This window comes from Candidatus Hydrogenedentota bacterium (genome assembly GCA_016791475.1).
Lineage (GTDB): Bacteria > Hydrogenedentota > Hydrogenedentia > Hydrogenedentales > JAEUWI01 > JAEUWI01.
Window position 1 is genome coordinate 57,302 of sequence record JAEUWI010000022.1, and the last position, 17,609, is coordinate 74,910.

The 17,609-nt window shown below is 61.7% G+C and carries 13 protein-coding genes; 6 read left to right on the top strand and 7 right to left on the bottom strand.

Annotated features, from left to right (window positions below; all coding sequences use genetic code 11):
• Positions 1–39: 39 nt before the first annotated feature.
• The 4 genes from JNK74_13520 to JNK74_13535 all read right to left on the bottom strand — a co-directional run bounded on the left by JNK74_13520 (position 40) and on the right by JNK74_13535 (position 6,157).
• Complete coding sequence (locus JNK74_13520; protein ID MBL7647201.1) at positions 40–1,236, bottom strand: glycoside hydrolase family 99-like domain-containing protein; 1,197 nt, start codon at positions 1,234–1,236, stop codon at positions 40–42.
• A gap of 305 nt (positions 1,237–1,541) precedes the next feature.
• Positions 1,542–3,017, bottom strand: coding sequence for a M81 family metallopeptidase (locus JNK74_13525; GenBank protein MBL7647202.1), 1,476 nt, complete (start codon positions 3,015–3,017; stop codon positions 1,542–1,544).
• On the bottom strand, positions 3,014–4,330 hold the full coding sequence (locus JNK74_13530; GenBank protein ID MBL7647203.1) for an aspartate aminotransferase family protein: 1,317 nt from the start codon (positions 4,328–4,330) through the stop codon (positions 3,014–3,016). The genes JNK74_13525 and JNK74_13530 overlap by 4 nt, the downstream gene beginning before the upstream one ends.
• 111 nt (positions 4,331–4,441) lie before the next feature.
• Positions 4,442–6,157 (bottom strand): hypothetical protein, encoded by a 1,716-nt coding sequence (locus JNK74_13535; protein MBL7647204.1) that lies wholly within the window; start codon positions 6,155–6,157, stop codon positions 4,442–4,444.
• 277 nt (positions 6,158–6,434) lie between these two features.
• Here JNK74_13535 and JNK74_13540 point away from each other — a divergent pair, with 277 nt between their 5' ends.
• From JNK74_13540 to JNK74_13555, 4 genes are all read left to right on the top strand, one after another.
• Positions 6,435–9,140 (top strand): heparinase II/III family protein, encoded by a 2,706-nt coding sequence (locus tag JNK74_13540; protein ID MBL7647205.1) that lies wholly within the window; start codon positions 6,435–6,437, stop codon positions 9,138–9,140.
• 10 nt (positions 9,141–9,150) lie between these two features.
• Positions 9,151–10,098: a fumarylacetoacetate hydrolase family protein gene (locus tag JNK74_13545; GenBank protein ID MBL7647206.1), complete on the top strand. Its 948-nt coding sequence runs from the start codon at positions 9,151–9,153 to the stop codon at positions 10,096–10,098.
• A 139-nt stretch (positions 10,099–10,237) separates the two neighbouring features.
• Positions 10,238–10,993: an SGNH/GDSL hydrolase family protein gene (locus JNK74_13550; GenBank protein MBL7647207.1), complete on the top strand. Its 756-nt coding sequence runs from the start codon at positions 10,238–10,240 to the stop codon at positions 10,991–10,993.
• Between the two features lie 197 nt (positions 10,994–11,190).
• The gene (locus tag JNK74_13555; protein ID MBL7647208.1) at positions 11,191–11,985 is read left to right on the top strand and encodes a rhamnogalacturonan acetylesterase; all 795 of its coding nucleotides are present in this window, start codon (positions 11,191–11,193) and stop codon (positions 11,983–11,985) included.
• Here the strand turns inward: JNK74_13555 and JNK74_13560 are convergent.
• Positions 11,931–12,401 carry a hypothetical protein gene (locus tag JNK74_13560; GenBank protein ID MBL7647209.1) on the bottom strand — a complete coding sequence of 157 codons (471 nt, stop codon included), beginning with the start codon at positions 12,399–12,401 and terminating at the stop codon, positions 11,931–11,933. The two genes, JNK74_13555 and JNK74_13560, sit on opposite strands and share 55 nt — an antisense overlap.
• Positions 12,402–12,612: 211 nt before the next feature.
• On the opposite strand from JNK74_13560, the gene solA reads away from it, so the two are divergent.
• On the top strand, positions 12,613–13,740 hold the full coding sequence (solA, locus tag JNK74_13565) for an N-methyl-L-tryptophan oxidase (protein ID MBL7647210.1): 1,128 nt from the start codon (positions 12,613–12,615) through the stop codon (positions 13,738–13,740).
• 130 nt (positions 13,741–13,870) lie between these two features.
• Complete coding sequence (locus JNK74_13570) at positions 13,871–14,329, top strand: TerB family tellurite resistance protein (protein MBL7647211.1); 459 nt, start codon at positions 13,871–13,873, stop codon at positions 14,327–14,329.
• Positions 14,330–14,338: 9 nt separating this feature from the next.
• Here JNK74_13570 and JNK74_13575 read toward each other — a convergent pair whose 3' ends face one another.
• A complete protein-coding gene (locus JNK74_13575; GenBank protein ID MBL7647212.1) occupies positions 14,339–14,854 on the bottom strand; it encodes a hypothetical protein in 516 nt (171 codons plus the stop codon).
• Positions 14,855–15,122: 268 nt separating this feature from the next.
• Positions 15,123–17,297, bottom strand: a complete 2,175-nt coding sequence (locus JNK74_13580; GenBank protein ID MBL7647213.1) for a glutamine synthetase III — start codon at positions 17,295–17,297, stop codon at positions 15,123–15,125.
• Positions 17,298–17,609 lie beyond the last annotated feature (312 nt).

The window sequence follows — 17,609 nt, forward strand, 5'->3', positions numbered from 1 at the left end:
AGAGCCCGAACACGGGCTCCCTCTGGTGAGGCCTTCCGCCTACTCGGGCGCGCCCGGGCCAAATACCGCGCGCACGGCCTCCAGGTATTTCGTTCCATGGGCGGTATCGGGTTCGAGGTAACTTCCTTCGGTCCATTCGTTCCAGCAATTGATGTTGAGAATCCTGGGGGAATCCGGCCGACGCTCCATCCGCTGTTTCGTGCGCTCCAGCGCCTCGCGAAACTGTTCGGGCGTATTCCCGGCGATGGTGTTCGTGAAGGGATAGCCGAAATCACCGAATGGGTCTTCCTGAAAGCACCGAGGACTCGGGTCCCACCCCATGGACACGTTTGGATAGTAGGGAACGTCGAACATGGCTTCGGCGCGATCCCAGTAGGCAAAGTACTGGTCGCGGACGTAGGCATAGTCGGTTTTCTGATCGGGGAGAAGCACATGGTGGACCCATACATACGAGGTCACCGAATCGAAGCCCAGCTCGGCAACGAGGGCCTTCGGGTCGGCCGGGGCCTTTTCTCCGGGTAGAATCGGCTGGCCCCAGACAACAGCATTGAGGTGAAGACCCGGGAGGCCCGCGTCAACGGCCCTGGCGCGGAAAGCGTCCAGCGCGGCACGCGTGGCTTCGACCGATCCAAAGTTTTCCATCAACGCACTCAGATCGTAGAAGGAGAAGTAGGGCTTCCCGTCGATGCGCCAGTAGGAGGGTTGGAGGAAATAATCCTTGATCACATGGGCGGAGAGCCGTTCGAAGGTCTCTGCGCTGATCCGCGCCGGATAGAGCAACTCTCGGGGCGCATCGCGCTTGCAGGGCATGATGTCGAACCAGTCATGATTCGCCCACATCAGGGAGAATTTCACGCGATCACGGTTGGGCGCGGCCAGGTAGCCCCGATCGAGGCAGCGGTTCAGAAAGGGGCCGTCCTCGTAGTAGTACCAGTCGAATATGAACGCGCTTATGCCGTGGTCCGCCGCGGCGTCGATCTTCTTCGCCATGACCGCCGGGTCCGACTCATCTTCATAGCCCCACAGCGGCACCTTCGGCTGAGGGTGTCCGGGAAAGCGGGGCCGGGCGTCTTTCACCAGTTCCCACTCGGACCAACCCTCTCCCTTTTCGGCCACATTGCGCGGGTCTCCGGGATGGTAGTTGGGGAAGTAGTAGCTTGCCACGGTAATGGCCTCCCCCGCCTGCGCGGTGGAATGGCCGATGAGGGTTGCCAGGGCAAGAGCGGACAGCACCATAGGCAGTCGCATGAGATAATCCTCCGCTTACACCGAAACCCGCTCAGAACGACGGCGCAAGGAAGCCCCAGCAGAAGCGGGCTTTGTCGATTGGCCACGTTCACCCCGAGCCGAATGAGACGAATCGAGGCAGAGGGAAGACGATCAGTAAGCGATCAGATCGTAGCAGAGAAACGAAAGTCAATTCCATGGGTACTGCGTTGGAAAATAAAGTAAGAAAAAGCTGTCGACGAATACGAAGGAGGTTTTGCATCCTGATCTTGAACTACTGAGGCAGGACGCTATGAGACACAGGATGACCAGCGTCAGACTTGGGTGTCGAGCGGATAGAGCGGGTGGGGCCGTTTGTGGTACTGGAAGGCCTCCGGACCGGCGCGGGTGACGCCGGGGGTATCCACACAGATGGTTTTCGTGGCTATCGGATCGTAGGCGGCACGGGGGGCGGTTACGCCCTTCACGATGATGCTTCCCAGGGCGCGGGGATCGATGCCCAGGCTCAGGAGTTGCTCCAGACTGGTGGGCATCACGCGGAGACTGTTCACCACGACCGTGTGGCCGTCGATGGTTAGAATGACGGCGGTTTTCCCCTGATCGTAGTCCCGTGTGCCGCCGTGGCGGGGGCTCTCCTCGATATAATGCCCGTCATGAAGGCGGATCACGGTGCCCTCGATCGCCACGGGCTGGCCGTGCTCGTGATCGGTCTTCGCACCCACCACGAGCGACACCTCTCCCCCCTCCCCCGCCCGCGTGCATTCTATCACGGCTTCGGGGTCATAGAGCACGGCGCAGATGTGCCGCGCCCCGGCTTCGCGCAGGGCGGCGAAGAGAATCGTGGAATCGCCGGGACCGCCCCCGCCGATGTTGTCGCCGCTATCCATGAGGCAGACGGTGCCCCGAGTCGCGACCGCCTCGGCCACGGCCTCTTCCACCGAGGGCAGGCCCGCGTTGAGGGCATCACGCTTCTCATAGATTGTGGCGGCAAAGTGACGCGCAGAATGGTCCGCCATGCCCTGATCCCGGTCTGAAATGACGATCACGGACACGCCCATGAAAGGGACGTCCGCGTAAATGTAGCCGGGCAGCAGAGAAACACTTGCAATACCCGGTTGCTCCTCAATCCGTTCGAGTTCCGCGTAGAGCTCCGCCATGGGTCCGCTGCCCGTGAACTGCTGTACGATGTGAATGAGCAGGGGGAGCTTCACGTGGGCCATGCGCGGCGACAGACTCCCGTCGAGGATTCCGGCCATGATCCGCGCGCAGTCCACCCCACGCTGGCGCTGGTCGATGTGGGGATAGGTACGGTAGGCCACAATGGCATCGGGTAACTCCGCCATGCGCGGGGAGATGTTGCCGTGCATGTCGAGGGACATTACGATGGGTACATTGGGACCAACCAACGCGCGCAGGCGCTCCAGGGTCTCGCCGTCGGCGTCGTCGATGTTTTCGCAGACCATGGCGCCGTGTAGGGCGAGGAGGATGCCATCGAGCGGCAGGGCGGCTTCGACCGCGTTCAATAGATCGCGCAAAACGCTTTCGTAGGCCTCGCGTGTGACGGGCCCGGAGGGCGTGGCCCAGGCGGCCGCAAGGGGAACCATTTCGAGACTGTGGGTGGTGCAACCTTCGATGAAGCCGCCGAGTTCATGGTGGGCGTCTTTCCAGGCGGTGACCAGATCCGGCCCGAAGTGAAGGAAGGCTTCTTCGAACTGGGCGCGGGTGGTCACCGTGTTGGCAAAGGTGTTGGACTCGTGCATGAAGCCGAGAATACCGACGCGCTTGCTCATCGGGTGCGTCCCGCGAGTTGGGAAAGGGCGTTGCGGGCGGCTTCCAGCGTCTCATCGATATCACGTTCGCTGTGGACGGTGGAGACGAACCAGATCCCGAAGGAGGTAATCTGCACGCCCTGCTCCTGCATGGCGATGCGGAAAGTGCGGAGCATATCACTGTCGGCCTGGCGCGCGGAGCGCATGTCGGTGATGGGATCGGCCGTGGAAGGAACAAAAGACGTGCTGAAGACGGTGTTAACGCCGCGAAGCTGGAGGGAGAGTCCATAACCCTCGGCGAGGGCTTCCAGCTCTTCCGAGAGACGTCGCCCCGCGTCGTGTGCGCGCGTGAGCACGGCACCGTGGTCCGCGTAGAGATGTTCCAGGGCCGCACGGGTGCCCGCCATGACGAGCGCGCTGGCGTTGTAGGTACCCGAATGTACCGTGCCCTTCGTGATTTCCATCATAAGATCAGTGCGCCCCACCAGAGCCGCGATGGGCAATCCGCCCCCAAGTGCTTTCGCGAAAATGGCGAGATCCGGTGTAATTTCGTAGTAGGCCTGGGCACCGCCGGGGTGCACGCGGAAGCCCGTGATTACTTCGTCGAATATCAGGACAACGCCGTGCTTCGTGCAAAGCTCCCGCATGCGTTCCAGGAATTTCTTGTGTCCGGGGATGAGCCCGGAAGCCGAGGCGAAGGGATCGCAGATAACCGCGGCGAGCTGGTCCCCGTGCTGGGCGAAGGCTGCTTCGAGCAGGGGTAGATCGTTCCACGGGCGAATGAGGAGGCTGTCGGCGTACATACCCAATTGCCCCCTGGTCGTGGGGCGCACGTCGGGATGCTCGCGCGGACCGATGTCCGTATCCGTTGTCGGGCCGTTCCAGGCGATGGTGTCGAGCCAGCCGTGGTAGTGCCCTTCGAAACGCAGGACTTTGTCGCGTCCCGTGGCGCTTCGGGCAAGGCGAATCGCCGCGTGAACCGACTCCGACCCGGTGGAGTTGAAACGCACCATCTCCGCACAGGGGATGTGCTCGACGAGGAGTTCGGCCGCAATAACTTCATCCTCGCCCTGTCCCGCGAAGAGGATGCCTTTCTCGGCCTGCCGCGTGATGGCCTCGATCACGCACTCGGGCGTGTGGCCAAAGAGCATGGGCCCCTGGCCGAGGATGTAGTCGATGTATTCATTGCCGTCCACATCCCAGAGCCGGGCGTCCTTGGCGTGGGTGTAGTGGTGCGGCACGGGAAAGGCGGTAGAACGCACGGCGCTGTTTACGCCGCCGGGAATAACCCTGCTGGCGCGCTCATGCCACGCGATGGTGTTCTTGAAATCCAACTTCGGTCCTTTCCGATGGCTTAGTTGTATGCGACCACGCAGACAGTATACAGAGGCGGCGGGGACAGCAGCGACTGCAGGGACCAATGAGCGATGCCCCACAGTCTCACTTTAGCCCTCGTCGCGGGGCCGACTCATGTGCCACTTCGCGCGGAGCGCCGACGCCCCTCCGCCGAGGACGAACACCCCACCAACGGCAATCGACAGCCAGCCCTCGCGCAAGGGCGCGGTGAGCATCACGGCGGCCGCCATTACGACGCCGAGTGCGATAGTCGTCATGCCGATAATGTAGAGGGCGTACTGGCCATCCACACTTCGATCCCGCGTGCCGCCCTTCGGCGCGCGGTCGATGAGTCCGTTGAGGAAGGCATCTACCTGCGCGCGTTTCGCGGTGGAATCGGGCCAGATTCCGCTACCCGCTACGAGTCCGAGGGCCGTGGGCAGGATGGAGATCCATGTGAGCCACGGCACGGAGCGCAGCCAGGCCAGCCCCTCTCCCCCACCGACAACATAGGCCGTGATGCCGCAGACCGAACCCAGCGCGAAGGCCGACAGCGCGCCGCGCTCGGAGACTCTATTGCTGAGCAGTCCCGCAGCCATCGGCAGGGCCACCGGCGGCAACAAGACGGCGAAGAGCTTGGCCATATAGTCCACCAGGTTCTCCAGGCTCTCCTGGTAGACCAACACCACCGCGAGGGCCATGGCCACGCCGCCTACGGCGAAGGTGCTCGCTCGCGCCAGAAACACCAGCTCGCGATCCGTAGCGTGGGGCCGGAATAGACGCTTGATGATGTCGTTGGTGATTACGGAGGAGAGGGCGTTGTAGTCGCTGGAAAGCATGGACATGGTGGCGGAGAACATGGCGGCGATGACGACGCCCATGAGCCCCGCGGGCAAGAGGAGGCGGCAGATCATCGGGTAGATGTCGTTGGCGTTTTCCACACCGGGGAGAAACTGGGTGGCGGAGATGGCGGGCCAGAAGAGAATGGGCGGGCCGATGAGGGTGAAAAATGCCACGGTGTACCCCACCCAGCGGGCATCCTGGTCACTGTTGGCGGCGTAGTAACGCTGGACATAGGGCCACTTCGTGGCGAAGGTCAGGGCAAGGATCACCGCGAAGGAAAGCAGCCAGGGCCAGGTGTAGGTGGCGTTGGTGATATTCCCATAACCCTCGGGCAGCTTCGCCAGCACGGGGAACACGCCCCCCGCCTTAACGGCGGCCAGGGGCGCGAGCACGAGCACCGCCGCCGCCATCACAATGAACTGAACGAAGTCGGTGATCAACACGGCCCAGAGCCCGCCCATGAGCGTATAGAGCAGCATGATGGTGCCGCACCCCACGATGGCGATGGCCCGCTGCTCCGTGCCTTCGATGCCCACACTGGCCGTGATCATGGTGCCAATGACGAAGAGCTTCAGCGCGTCGTCCAGTACGATCAGCGGCACGCCGAACCAACTGAAGACCTGGCGTACGGTGGAGCTATAGCGCGTCTCCAAGTACTCCACCGGACTCGTGGTCGCCGCGCGACGCCACCGTCCAGCCAGATACCAGGCACTCAAAAGACAGCCGGGAATGGAGAACCACCAGATGCTGACCGCCACAAAGCCGTACTGATAGGCCAGCGCCGAGTAGGACACAAAGGTGAAGGCGCTGAAGGTCGTCATGTAGAGCGAAATGCCCGAAAGCCACCACGGCACCTGTCCCCCGCCGCTGAAAAAGTCGCTGAGATTCTTCATGCGCCGGGCATAAATGATCCCGATGGCCAGCATGACGGCGAAAAAGCCGGCCAGGATGATGTAGTCGGCGGCGGCGAGTCCTTTATCCATGGACGGGGCGATCTCCGGTGGTTGGGGGTACGACAAGGGGGCCGGTCGGGCCGTGGGGATTACCTTAGTGGATTTTGAAGTGGCATACAAGTTACAAGGGGATTGTGGACCGGGTGAGGCGGAAAGAACCGACAGAACGTACTCAGTCCACACTTTCCACTTTGTCCACCTGGGACATCGACCAATCAGGCCACTCAGAAATTTCTTCGTGCCCTTCGTTTCGTCGTGGTGGTACTATTTTCCTCCCTGGTGTTCTCCAAGGTGAAAGGAAATCACATTGAAAACGTGTAGCACCGTTCTCTTGCTCTTGCTCGTCACCGCCGTCGCCCCGGCGCAGGAACTCTTGAAACAGTCCAGCGCACTCTATCCCCCGGAGGTGGTGTCCCGGGTTCGGGCAAACGTGGTGGAGGGCCAATGGGCATCCAAGGTTCGGGAGCAAGTGGTCGCCGCAGCCGCGCCGTGGCACGCCATGAGCGACGAGGCACTCTGGGAGCTCATGTTCGGCGCGACACTTCCCCGGGCGTGGATGGTGTGGTCGAATGGTTACTCCCCCATCACCAACGAGCCGGTGCCCATGTACACGTGGAAAATGGACGCCATGAATCACCCGTGGAAGACCCAGGACCCCACGAGCGGCGAATGGTTCCCAAAGAACGATTTCAAGGCCTACTACGATTCCGGGCTGGACGCGCACGGCGTATTTGACGAGACCAAAGCGGATCGCGCGTTGCTTTTCAACACGGAACACCCCGATCCTGCCGATCCCTTGCACACATTCGGTGTGGACGATGGGCACGGCTATGTGAACGAGAAAGGCGACCGCTGGCGATTTATTGCGGCCTACCTCATCTATGGCCAATGGAAGCAAGTCGTCCTCGGCGGCATAAACAACCTCAGCGCAGCCTATGTGCTCACGGGCGACCCGAGCTATGCGCACAAAGCCCTGGTCATGCTGGATCGTGTTGCGGACCTCTACCCCACCTTCGACTTCAAGCCCCAGGGCATCATGTATGAGGGGCCCGGCACGGCCGGCTACGTTTCCACCTGGCACGACACCTGTGAAGAGACCCGGGAGCTGGCCCTGGCCTATGACATGGTATTTCCCGCGCTGAAGGACGATGGGGAGATCATCGCCTTTCTGGCTAAGCAGGCGGCGACGTACCAACTGGAGAATCCCAAGACAACCGAAGCGGATATCCGTCGCAATATCGAGTCGCGCATCCTCCGCGACGCGCTGGCCCATCCGGAGAAGATTTACTCCAACTATCCCCGCGCGGAAATCTGCAAGGCGGTGATCACCAAGGCGCTGCAGGAGCCCGACGAGGCGCTGTGGGCGATTCTCGATCCCATGCTGGAGCAGGCGACCGCCGTGGACGGCGTCACGGGCGAGAAAGGACTCTCGGGCTACGCCAGTTTCACGGTTTCGTCCCTGGCGCAGTTCCTGGCGGAGTTTTCCAAGGCCGACCCGGCCTTTCTGCCCGCCGTTCTGAAGCGTCAGCCGCGCATTCATGACACGTATCGTTTTCATATCGACACGCTTTGCCTGGACCGCTATTATCCCCTTTCGGGCGACACGGGCTCCTATGCCATGCCCATGGGCGGCTACCTGGGCATGCAGTTCATCAAGCCCGGCGCGGGCGGCTGGCCCTTGATGCCATCGACCTTTCAATTCCTCTGGGACCTCTATGCCGCCACGGGCGATGTGGCCTTTGCGCAGACCTTGTACCACGTAAACAACAAATCCCTCGACGGTCTGCCCCACGACATATTCGGCGAGAATCCCGAGGCCTTTCAGGCGGCCTTGGGTTCGGTCATTGAGAAAGAGGGCGAGGAAATCGCCCTCGGCAGCGTGAATAAGGAGGCGTGGCACCTTGCGATACTGCGCTCGGGCACAGGCGCGAATCGACGCGCGGTGTGGCTGGACTACGACGCGGGCGGCGGCCACGGCCATCAGGACGGCATGAATCTGGGCCTTTTCGCCCACGGGCTGGACCTGATGCCGGAGATGGGCTATCCGCCGGTACAGTTCGGCGGCTGGCAATCGCCCCGGGGGCGGTGGTACACCATGACCGCCGCGCATAACACCGTGGTGGTGGATGGCAAGAACCAGCCGGGCAAAGCGGGCGAGACGACGCTCTATGTGGACGAGCCGCCCTTTCAGATGATTCGCGCATCCGCGCCGGAGTTGAACGACGGCAACCGCTACGAGCGTACGGTTGCGCTGGTCGACGTGGACGACGAAACCTTCTATGTGATCGATGTCTTTCGCGTGTCCGGCGGCACAAACCATACGAAGTTTACCCAGAGCCACTTCGGACCGCTGGCGACCTACGGACTAAACCTCTCCCCCGCCCCGGACTACGGTCACGAGACGCAGACGCGCAATTTCCAGATGGACGCTGGTGCAAAGCCTGGCTGGCTCGGACTCTGGACGGTGGAAGACCAGAACAAACTCCTCCCCGAGCCGGCAGCGCTGGGCCTGGCCTATACAAGCTTTACGCGGGAGGCCTCCGCAGGAACATCGGAGGCGTGGATCGCCACGGGGGGCTACGACGCAACAACGGAACAATGGGTGCCCCGGCTGGTGGAGCAGCGCGTCGCGGCTGACGGGACGCTGGAATCGACCTTTGTGGCGGTGTACGAGCCTTACGCCGGTAAAGGTCCAAAGGTTAAGGCCACCCGCGAACCCGTCGCCGACGAATCGCACGAGAACCTGCCCGAGAACCATGTGGGATTGCGAATTGAGCATCCCGATGGCGGCTATGATATGGTATGGCTTCGCGATCCCGCACACCCGGGCGTCAGTCTCGCGAAACGCGGTGTCGAACCCGTACAGACCGACGGCGAAGTGGCCTGGCTTCGCACCAGCGCCGAAGGCCGCTTGATTCGGGCGGGCCTCGCGCAGGGAAGTTACCTGAAATCGGGTGCATTTACCCTCGAGAATCCCAACAAGTTACCGTACATCACCACGGCCACAAACTAAGGAGTTACCCGTGCGTATTTGCCGATTCCAACGCAGCGACAAAATCGAGTTGGGCTTTTACCACGACGAGGCCATCGTCGCAATCCAGGATGCCGTCGACGTCCACAACCATGGCACGCACCAGTCGATATCGCTCCCCCATGAAGACATTCTCGCGCTCCTGCCCCATGGCAGCCACGCCCAGGAGGCCGAGTCTCTGGCGAAGTGGATCGCCGAGGCGGGCGATTCTCTCGCGCAGTTGGAGCTGGACCCGGCATCGGTGACGCTCCTGAATCCCCTTCCTCCGAATCCGAAGATTTTCCTGCTGGCGGGCAACTACGCGCTGCATATCCAGGAAAGCGGCGAGATCGCGGTGGAACGTCAGGAGACTTTCCCATACCTCTTTTCCAAGCCGCGAACGGCCCTGAATCACCCGAACGGCGAGATCGTCATTCCCAAGGTGAGCCCCGACTTCATCGATTACGAGTGCGAGTTGGGCGTGATCATCGGCAAGAAAGCCAAGGGGGTCAGCGAGGCCGAAGCCCTGGGCTATGTGGCCGGCTATACCGTGGTGAACGATATTTCGGATCGCAAGTACAGGCCCAACCCCGAGCGCAAGGAAAGGCCTAAGGACACCTTTTTCGACTGGATGCACGGCAAGTGGCACGACGGGTTCTTTCCCGTGGGTCCGGCGGTGGCATCGGCCAAGGCGATTCCCGATCCCCAGGTGCTCGATCTGCGCCTGACGGTGGATGGCGAAGAGCGGCAGCACAGCAGCACGGGCCGCATGATCTTCCCCGTCGCGGCGGTGATCGAGTTCGTGTCGCGGCTGGTAACGCTGGAGCCGGGCGACATCATCGCCACCGGCACCTGCGAGGGCATCGGCCTCAGTAGCGGCAAGCTCCTGAAACCCGGCCAGGTAGTGGAGGCGACGATTGAGAAGATCGGCACGCTGAAGAATACGATGGTGGCGGAATAGCAATTGACAGTTGACAGTTGACAACGAAAAACGAGCTCCTCGAATTGTTCTTGAGTCCACTTTGTCCACGGCGTCCACCTCGTCCTCTCGATGTAAATCTTCGGGCCCCGGCCCTGACCATACCAAGGAGAAACCACCCATGTCCCAGTCCCCCACCCTCAGCCGTCGCGGCTTGTTTCAGGGCGCGGCCATAGCTGCGGTCGCGACCGCGCTTACCACTGCACCCAGCCATGCGGCGGGCAAGAAGGCCAAGCTCAAGATGAACGATGTTATCCTTTTCCAGGGCGATTCCATCACCGATGCGGGGCGCGCGAAGGACAATCTCGCGCCGAACCAACTCGCCGCCTTTGGTGACGGATACGCGGCCATGATCGCTTCCCAGTTACTGGGCGCCCATTCGGCCAAAACGCTGCAGTGCTACAATCGCGGCATCAGCGGCCACAAGGTGCCCGATCTTGATGCGCGCTGGCAGACCGATACGATTGACCTGAAGCCCGCACTGCTGAGTATTCTCATCGGCGTGAATGACATGTGGCATGCGCGCGCGGGCAAGTACGATGGCACTGTGGCTATCTACGAAACGGGCCTCAATGCGCTGCTTGCACGGACGCGGGAGGCCCTGCCCGAGACAACCCTGGTGATTTGCGAGCCTTTCGTGCTGCGTTGCGGCGCCATCGACGACACCTGGTTCCCGGAGTTCGACGAACGGCGCGCGGTGGCGAAGGCGGCGGCGAAAACGGCCGGGGCGCTTTTTGTGCCGTTTCAGTCCATGTTTGACGAAGCCCTGAGCGCTTCGACCCCACCGGAGTACTGGGCGAAAGACGGGGTCCACCCCACCATGGCGGGCCATGCCCTCATGGCGAAGACGTGGCTGGATGTGACGAAGCTTGGTTGATTTCCGTGACCACGGATGGCACCGGCATCACGGATAAATCATTCTGTTCTACAATCGATTTCCGTGTAATTCCGTGCCATTCCGTGGTCAGTTCTTTTTTTGACTACGGAAATGCACGGACCTTGCTTCACTGCCCCATTCGAGGAATTTCAATCTTGGGTTACCGATACACGCCACGTACGACTGCACTGTTGCTGATCTGCCTCGCAACATTCGTCTCCGCAGCCGAAGCGGGCGGCCCGAAAGACAAGACCGTGACCCTCTACGTCATCGGCGACAGCACGGCTGCGGCCTATCCGCCTGAACGGTACCCCCTCCATGGCTGGGCCCAGGTGCTGCAGGAGCACTTCGACCCCGCGCGCGTCCATGTCGATGATCGCGCCAAAGGCGGCCGGAGTTCGAAGAGTTTTTACGAGGAGGGCTCCTGGACACCGATTCGCGAGGTGCTGAAACCCGGGGACTGGGTGTTCATCCAGTTTGCCCACAACGACCAGAAGAAGGACGAGCGGAATCGCTTCACCGATCCGGCCACGACCTTCCCGGAACATTTGCGGCGCTATGTGGAAGAGACACGCGCGGCGGGCGCGCGGCCGGTCCTGTTGACGCCCATCAATCGCAACCGCTGGATTTCGCCGACGCGCATGGGCGACACCCACGGCGATTACCCGGATGCGACGCGACGGCTGGCGCGCGAGATGAGGGTTCCATTGATCGACCTGCACAAGCTGACGCGAAAACGCTTTACCCGCCTGGGACCGGAGAAAACCACGAAGCTCTTCCTCAATCTTGCGCCGGGCGAACACCCGAACTACCCGGAGGGCAAGGAGGACAACACCCACCTGCAAGAGTCAGGCGCGCGCGAAGTAAGCGCCCTCGCGGTGAAAGGGATCAAACGCCTGCCCCTGCGAACCTGTCTGAAAGACTACCGCGAAGCCCGCTATGCCAGGGGCTTCACAAAGTCCGCCAGAGTCTTCCAGGCCTCTTCCAACTGAGGGCGGCTCATGTTGGTGCTGTGGTAGACCCCGCCGGTGGTTTCCAGGTCGATGCGCCACGCATGAGTCTTGTCCATCGTCATGGCCTTCCGCATGCCGGTAATCGACTCCAGGGGAAGCACCGGTGTCCTTGCGGGCATGTAGTAGTGTAGGCGGACGGCGCCTTCGCGAATTTCAATGCGGTAGAATTCGCCAAAGGCCGTGTTCCAGGCGATGTAGGTAAGAAACAGCGCCACGCCCAGCCCGCAGACCGCGCCCGTGCGGGGCATGGCGTCAAAATTGCGATAGGGGGGTCGTCGCGCGCCGGGCAAGGCGGCAACCGCGAAGATCACCCCGCCAAGCACGACACCTATCGTCGTCATAAACGCGAGAAAGAAATACCCGCCCCCTGGATCGGCGAGGGTTAAATCAACCATTGCTTGTCGTCCTTCCGGAGCCATGCTCCCGGCGAATGAATGCCCACCCGCCTCTCTCCCAGCCGATGCTACCACAGCGGAGGGAGGCCGGCAAGCCCGTTGCCGGTTTGAATTGACCGGTTCGAAGGGGTAGCATGGCGCGGCCTGCGGGCTACATTACCGCAAGTACTATTGACGGGCGTGAAATATTCATGTTCCGGGGAGTTTCACAATGTACGATACCATTATCATTGGCCTTGGGGGCATGGGGGCCGCCACGGCGTGGCACCTGGCGCGGCGCGGCCAGCGGGTGCTGGGGCTGGAGCAGTTTGACCTCGTCCATGTTAGGGGCAGCTCCCACGGCGCGTCCCGCATCATCCGCCAGGCCTATTTCGAGCACCCCGACTATGTGCCGCTGTTGAAGCGGGCCTACGCATACTGGTACGAGCTGGGCGACGAGTCGGAGGCGGAGACGATGAATCTGTGCGGGATGTTCGTGGCGGGCCGGCCGGGTGATGAGGTTGTGTCGGGCACGCGCCGCGCGGCGGCGACCCATGGCCTTCCCCTGGAGAGCGTCGCGGCGGGGGATGCCGTTGCGAGATTCCCGGGGCTGAAGGCCGATCCGGATATGGATATTCTCTTCGACCCCCTTGGCGGCTACCTCTGTGTGGAGAACTGCGTTGCGTCTCATCTTGCCGGGGCGCGTAGCCGGGGCGCGGAGTTGCGTCCGTACGAAGGGGCGTTGTCCTGGCGGAAGGATGGCGACGGTATCCGGGTGACGACCGCCGGGGGCGAGTACACCGCCGCGAACCTCGTGATCAGCGCGGGCCCCTGGGCGGGCTCGCTCTTGCGCGAGCTGGCGCTCCCACTCTCGCCCCACCGCGTGGTTCTGGCCTGGTTTCAGCCGACCACCACGGTCCACGATGTCGATCATGGTGCGCCGGTATTCGGGATCCAGACTGACGACGGCTTTTTCTATGGTTTTCCCCGCATCGATGGCGATGGCGTCAAAGTCGCGCTTCACCAACCCGGCGCATTTCTTGCCGACCCTTCCGTGGTGGACCGTGCGGTGTCGCATGAAGACGTGGCCCCCGTTCAGAACTTCGCCGGGCGTCACCTCCTGGACTTGGAACTGGGTTCGTGGACGGGTAAGACCTGCATCTACACGATGACACCCGACGAGCACTTTATCGTAGATCGCCACCCCCTTCATGAGAACGTTTTCATCGCGGCCGGTTTCAGCGGGCATGGGTTCAAGTTTACGCCCGTGATTGGCGCAATCATGGCGGATTTCTGTACCGGAGGAAAGACCGACGAGCCCGCGGCATTTCTGGGATTGGGGCGCTTTGGCAACAAATAGACCGCCCGGACCGGCGACGGGACCTTCATGAAACTACGCGCGCCGGGCGGATGCGGTCCCCTCGCGTGTCAACGCGCGAATATGGTATCGTGCCCGCATCAAGCGTCACCGTCGAAAAGCGAGAGAAACCATGCTGAAACGATTTGCAAGCCTCTTTGGCGGAGGCCCCGCCGAGCCCCTCACCGCAGCCCCGGATACGGTCCATATGGCGACATGCGTATTGATGCTGGAGGCCGCGCGGGCGGACAATGATTTTTCCGACGACGAGCGGCGGCACATTCTGTCCGTCTTGCGCCAGCGTTTTGAGTTGACGCCCGAAGAGGCCGAAGAACTGCTCGAACAGGCCATGACGGTGCATGACGAGAGCACGAGCCTTCACCAGTTTACCCGCGAGATTAACACGGCCTTTTCCGTGGCGGAAAAAGTGCGGATCGTGGAAGAGATCTGGCGGATATTCTACGCGGACAAGTATCTCGACGGACACGAGGATCACCTCGCGGCCAAGCTCCGCAATCTGCTGAACTTGAGCCACCCGGTGATGATCGATGCGAAGATGCGGGTCCTGGCGGAGATCCGCGGCGGGAATTAAAGCGCCCGCTTATTTCTCCTGCGTGCGCTCGCCCTTGCCGCCGTCCCACGTGCCACCGGCGTTAAAGCGGTAACGGTAGGTTTCGCGACCCTCCTCACCGGTGTCCACCGTGGCGGACTCGGCCTGGGCCTCGGTTCGGTTGGCCTTGCGGGGCCCCTGGAGCACGCGGTAGCGGTATTCGAGATAGGCCACGTAGCCCCGATCCCGATCGGCCGCTTTGGAGGAGGCCTGCGCATCCAGCGGATAGTAGGAGACGTATTCCTTCACTTCTTTGTAATAGTTCACTCTCAGGCCGTCCTCCTCCGCCTTCACCACGCCCAGCCGCTCGGCCTGATTCATGCGCTTCATTTCCTGCTCGCCCACGGCGTTGAGGCCCTCATAGACCTTGTCCGCGCCGGAGACATAGCCTTCGGGCTTTTCGGCCAGTCCAAAGTCGGACATGACGGTTTCCACTACGCCCTGGCCACCCTGGCCCTGGCAACCGACGATACATAAAGCGGCGATGAATATCGCGAGTTTTTTCACTGGATTCTCCTAAGTAATCGACAAACGAAATCGGTCAGGTGAGAGTCCGAGTATAGCATTTTGCTGTCGCCGGATGCAGTGGTTTTAATCCCCGAGTGCGGCCCCGCAGTGCATGTGGACATCAGAGACTTCGGGAACCGCAGGCACCTTCAAAGACTTGCCGTTGTTGTCGCTGCCGTCCCTGTAAAACGATCCGAATTCCAACACAAAGGAGCCTGCGGCGTTTGGCCGCAGGCTCCCGAATTGGTGTCTGTCTAACTCCCGGCCCTTAGCGGACGAAGAGCATTTCCTGGTAGGTCGGCAGGGGCCAGTGATCATCGGCTACGATGGTCTCCAGTTCGTCCACCACCGAGCGCAGGGCCACCATCGCGGGGATGATGACGTCGCGGCAGTAGTTGCAGCCCGCTTCCGGATCGTGGGGCTCGCCCGCTTTGGCCGTGCCGAGGGTCTTGAGGGCGCCCTGGAGGTCGGCGATGAGCTTGGTGATGTACTTGAGGGTGTCGGCATCGGTCTCGATGCCCACGGCCTTCAGGTTCGCGAGGCTGGTGGCCAGCTCTCCCTGGTAGCGGATGGCCGCCGGGAAGATCATCGTCTGGGCAATCTCGAGCATCAGGTTCGATTCGACGTTGATGCTCTTGATGTACTGCTCGGCATAGACCTCATAGCGGCTTTCCGTTTCGCGGGGCGTAAGCACTTCGTATTTCTCGAAGAGGTCGTACACCGCCTTGTCCTTCAGCGCGGGCAGCGCGTCCGGCGTGGTCTTCAGATTGGGCAGGCCGCGCTTGGCCGCTTCCTGATGCCACGCTTCGGAATAGCCGTCGCCGTTGAACACAATGGTCTGGCATTCAAGGTAGACCTCTTTCACCAGCTCTTCCACCGCGGCGCCGAGCTTCTTCGGGCTGCTGGTATCGGCCGCTTCAAGCTTCGTGGCGCAATAGTCGAGTGCTTCGGCCATGATCGTATTCAGGGCGACCAGGGGACCGGCGATGGACTGGCCGGAACCCACGGCACGGAACTCGAAACGGTTGCCGGTAAAGGCCATGGGGCTGGTGCGGTTGCGATCGCCGGAGTGCCGGGGAATTTCCGGCAGCACATCGGCGCCCACGTGCATCACCTTCTCGCGCGACTTCATGGGCTTGCCCGTGGCGATGGACTCGATCACTTCCGTGAGCTCGTCGCCCAGGAAGATGGAGAGAATCGCGGGGGGCGCTTCGTTGGCGCCGAGACGGTGGTCATTGGAGGCACTGGCCACCACGGCGCGAAGCAGGGGCGACCACTTGTAGACGGCCCGAATCATCGCTGCGCAGAACACGAGGAACTGGGCGTTTTCCGCCGGGGTGTCACCGGGATCGAAGAGGTTGCCGGCGTCGGCCGAACCCATGGAGAAGTTCAGGTGCTTGCCGGAGCCGTTCACGCCCTTGAAAGGCTTCTCGTGAAGGAGGCAAACCATGCCATACTTCTCGGCAACCTTTTTCAAGGTTACCATGATGAGCTGCTGGTGGTCGGTGGCGACGTTGCCGAACTCGTACACCGGAGCAATCTCGTACTGGCCGGGGGCCACTTCGTTGTGGCGGGTCTTCACGGGGATGCCGAGCTTGAAGCACTCGCGTTCCACCTCGAACATGCACGCAAGCACGCGCTCGGGGATCGCGCCGAAGTAGTGGTCGTCGAATTCCTGGCCCTTGGGCGGCGCGGCGCCGAAAAGCGTGCGGCCGGCATTGAGCAAGTCGGGGCGGGCGTAGAAGAAGTTCCGGTCGATAAGGAAATATTCCTGCTCCGCGCCGGCGGTGGAGGACACGAAGGCGCCGGCGGTACCGAAGAACTTCAGCACGCGCTGGGCCTGCTTGTTCAGCGCCTGCATCGAGCGAAGCACCGGGGTCTTCTTGTCCAGCGCCTCACCCGTCCAGGACACGAAGGCGGTGGGGATACACAGGGTCGTGCCGTTGGGGTTTTCGAGGATGTACGCCGGGCTGGTCACGTCCCAAATCGTGTAACCACGGGCCTCGAAGGTCTGCCGGATACCGCCGCTGGGAAAGGAGGAGCCGTCCGGCTCGCCCTGGATGAGGGTGGAACCTTCGAATTCAACGAGGGTTCCGCCCTTGCCGTCGGGCGTATAGAAGGAGTCATGCTTCTCCGCCGTCAGGCCCGTAAGGGGATAGAATACGTGGGCGTAGTGGGTTGCGCCTTTCTCCAGCGCCCAGGACTTCATTTCCGACGCCACGGCGTTGGCCGTTGTCGGATCGAGCTTTGTACCCTTCTCGATGGTCTTCTTGAGGGACTTGTACACCTCTTTCGGAAGGCGCTTCTGCATGACCGCCAGGCTGAAGATATTCTCGCCGAAGATCTGGCTGGTGGGCACATCCGCGAAGGGAACCGTGTTCCCAACCGGCTGCATGTTGATGATTTCCGAAATGGCTTCAAGCCGTACCGCATTCCCGCTCATAATTTCTCCATTGCACCGTGTTCTTGTTGAGGGTTAGGGGTAGATTAACTCCGGTTAGTAAGCCAATTTCATGCCAGATTTCTGGCGATTGTATTACTACTCGGTTAGCAACTGACCCATATTCACTTAGGGTAATACTGGATGGCACGAATGAAAATGCGTGCCATTTTGGACCTACCGGGCGGTACCACAGGCGCAAATTTTCTGACCGTACGGTAGGTTTTTGCGGCGGCCCGCCGCGCCACCATAAACCTCGGGGACGTCGACCGAGGCGCGCCGGGCTGTCTTGCGCTGGGGCAGTGAAGGATCCAA